3 protein-coding genes and 1 pseudogene are annotated in these 2945 nt (G+C 73.7%); 2 read left to right on the top strand and 2 right to left on the bottom strand.

The genetic code is table 11. From position 1 onward, the window contains the following. Window positions 1-137 precede the first annotated feature (137 nt). Entirely contained in the window at window positions 138-1250 is a 1113-nt protein-coding gene (locus JNW89_RS33105; RefSeq protein WP_238452038.1) for a YbjN domain-containing protein, read from the top strand. A 36-nt stretch (window positions 1251-1286) separates the two neighbouring features. Here the strand turns inward: JNW89_RS33105 and JNW89_RS33100 are convergent, their stop codons facing one another. Both JNW89_RS33100 and JNW89_RS33095 read right to left on the bottom strand, forming a co-directional pair. Next, window positions 1287-2243 carry a zinc-binding dehydrogenase gene (locus JNW89_RS33100; protein WP_238449431.1) on the bottom strand — a complete coding sequence of 319 codons (957 nt, stop codon included), beginning with the start codon at window positions 2241-2243 and terminating at the stop codon, window positions 1287-1289. A 67-nt stretch (window positions 2244-2310) separates the two neighbouring features. After that, the gene (locus tag JNW89_RS33095; protein ID WP_088959726.1) at window positions 2311-2769 is read right to left on the bottom strand and encodes an Lrp/AsnC family transcriptional regulator; all 459 of its coding nucleotides are present in this window, start codon (window positions 2767-2769) and stop codon (window positions 2311-2313) included. Window positions 2770-2828: 59 nt separating this feature from the next. Here JNW89_RS33095 and JNW89_RS33090 point away from each other — a divergent pair. Beyond that, window positions 2829-2945 (top strand): annotated as a pseudogene (locus JNW89_RS33090) (amidinotransferase); the annotation flags it as partial.

Genomic DNA, 2945 nt, shown 5'->3' with positions numbered 1-2945 from the left:
TGGCCGCGACCTGGCCGGTGGAGCTGGGCGGCGACCGCCCCGACTGATTCGCACCCGCCGCGTTGTCCGATCCCGGTCGCGGTGGATTCGACACCGGGTGGGCCTGGGTAGGGTGACCTTGACGGACGGAGGCGATCATGACGGCAGACCACCCCTCGAAGCCGACCGGTGATCAGCCCGGCAGCTCGCCGGAGCAGCACGAGTCGGTCCTGCTGGACGAGCCGAGCACGGCCGACCTGCGGGCCAAGGTGACCGAGGCGTGGCGGGAGTTCGCCCGCGCGCTGGCCGAGCGGCTGCGTGCGCTGCCCACCGGGGCGCACGTCGAGCTGACCCTCGACCCGACGGCCTCCGGCACCGGCAACGCCGTCTACTCGATCAGCGTGGACGTGGGCGACGCGGGGCGGGTCTCCGCACGGGCGGTCGGCAACGCCACGCTGCCGCAGGGCTACCGGCTGGACCGGGCCGCCGTCGCGGACATGATCGCGCTGGGCTGGTCGCCGCCGGGCGTGCTGGAGGGCTCCCGGGACCAGTTCGGCCTGGAGGGCTCGACCGCCGACGCCAGCAAGGTGGCCGCGCTGCTCTCCCGCACCCTGCGCGACGTCTACGGCGCCCCGCACCCGGCCTTCCTCGTCTACCTCGTGCACGACGCCGAGGGCGAGCCGCTGCCGGCCGAACCGCTCGGCACCGCGCGCAGCGAGTTCGGCCCGGACCGCGACGTCGAGGCGGACCTCGACGAGGCCCTGGCCGCCGCCGCGAGCGCGCAGAAGAGCGACGAGGGCGAGGACGTGCTGGCGCTGGAGGAGCGGGTCCGCACGGTCGTGTCGACCATGCTCAAGTCGAAGTCCGACCAGCTCCAGGTGGACTCGGACGGCGACATCAACATCCGGGCCGGCTCGGCGATGGTGTTCGTCCGGGTACGCGACAACCCGCCGCTGGTCGACGTCTTCTCCCCGGTGCTCACCGAGGTGGAGCCGACCGAGCGCCTCTACGTGAAGCTCTCCGAGCTGACCAACCGGATGCCGATCGGCCGGCTCTACTGCGCCGACGACACCGTCTGGGCCTCCATCCCGGTCTTCGGCCGCAACTTCCAGGCCACCCACCTGATGCTCGCGGTGCAGGTGATGACCGGGCTGGCCGACGAGCTGGACGACCGGCTGCACGGGGAGTTCGGCGGCAAGCGGTTCTTCGGCGAGGGCGACAAGCCGAGCCGGCCGGCGGACTCCGAGCACCGGACGGGCATGTACCTCTGACCCCGTCGGCGCACGCTCGTCCGGTGCGCCGACTGGTCAGCCGACGTCGAGCAGGGTCTTGCCGACGGTGGCCCGCGACTGCATCGCGGCGTGCGCCTCGGCGGCCCGCTCCAACGGGAACCGCTGCCCGATCAGCGGGCGCAGCCGCCCGGCCGCGCCCTCGGCCAACGCCCGTACGGTGAGCGCACGCAGCTCGTCCGGGCCGGCGGTCGGTCGCAGCAGGGCCACCCCGCGCGCCGTGGCGGTCTCCGTCGGCACGTCGGTCCAGCTGCCGGAGGCGAGCCCGAAGTTGAGCATCCGACCGCCGGGGTCGAGCAGGTCGAACGCCGCCCGGCCCACGTCGCCGCCGACGCCGTCGAAGACGACGTTCACCCCGCCGGTCGCGGCGCGTACCCGGTCGGCCCAGTCGGGCTCCCGGTAGTCGATCACGACGTCGGCGCCCGCCGCCCGGACCAGTTCCGTCTTGCGGGGGCCGCCGGCCAGGCCGACCACCCGTGCTCCCGCCCGCGCGGCGAGCTGGACCAGCAGGCCGCCCACCCCACCGGCAGCGGCCTCGACCAGCACGCGTTCCCCCGCCCGGGGCGCCGCCGCGTCGGTCAGCAGCAGCGCGGTGCGGCCGTCGGCGAGCAGCGCCACCGCGTCGTCCAGCGCCAGCGCGTCGGGCACCTCGATCGGCGCGGCCCGGTCCACCACGACCCGTTCGGCGTACCCGCCGGAGCCACCGGTGCCGCTGACCACCCGCCGGCCGACCAGCCCGGGGTCCACGTCCGGGCCCACCGCGCCGATCACGCCGCCGACCCCGTTGCCGGGGATCACCGGCAGCGGGCCGCGGAACGGCCCGAACCCGGTGGCCCGGAACATCGTCTCGACGAAGGTGAGGTTGACGTGGGCCACCTCGATCAGCACCTGCCCCGGCCCGGGCGTCGGGTCGGGCGCCGTTCCCGGCACCAGCACCTCCGGCCCGCCGAACTCCCGCAGCCACACCGCCCGCACGATCCCCTCCTCACGTCGCCGTCCGGCCCAGTCGACGACATGAAGCGGGGTTGAGGTCAAGCGCGGGTCAGCCGGTGGACGGGCCGACGCCGGGCGACTCGACCAGGCGGGAGAGCACGATGGTGCTCCGGGTGGAGGTCACGAACGACTCCGCCCGCAGCCGCTCCAGCGCCTCCTCCAGGTGGGCGATGTCGGCGGCCCGCAGATGCACCAGGGCGTCCGCCTCGCCCGAGACGGTGTACGCCCCGACCACCTCCGGGTGCCGCCGGGCGGCCACCCCGATCTGCGCGGGGGTGGTCCGGCCGGCGCAGAAGAGCTCGACGAAGGCCTCGGTGGTCCAGCCGACGGCGGCCGGATCGACCACCGCGGTGAAGCCCCGGATCACCCCCGCGGAGCGGAGCCGGTCGACGCGTCTCTTCACCGCCGGAGCGGAGAGTGACACCCGGCTGCCGATGTCGGCGTACGACGCGCGAGCGTCCGCCACGAGCAACGCAATGATTCGCTGGTCGACCGCGTCTATCTGCAACGTTCCGCCTTCAGAAAGCAAGAGTTCTGGCTGTTACCAAAGTTCTACGCTACCTACTCTTGGTCACCGTGAACCAGCAGCGAGTGCCGCGAAAGCGGACATATCTCATGTGCTCGCCCGAGCACTTCGCCGTCGAGTACGCCATCAACCCGTGGATGGACGTCACCACCGCGGTC

Source organism: Micromonospora sp. 4G55 (assembly GCF_016803375.1).
The sequence above is the reverse complement of the archived record's forward strand: the minus strand, read 5'-3'. Positions and strand labels throughout refer to the sequence as shown.

Coding starts and splice junctions, on each gene's coding strand:
- JNW89_RS33105 (WP_238452038.1), top strand. CDS start 138: ATGACGGCAGACCACCCCTCGAAGCCGACCGGTGATCAGCCCGGCAGC.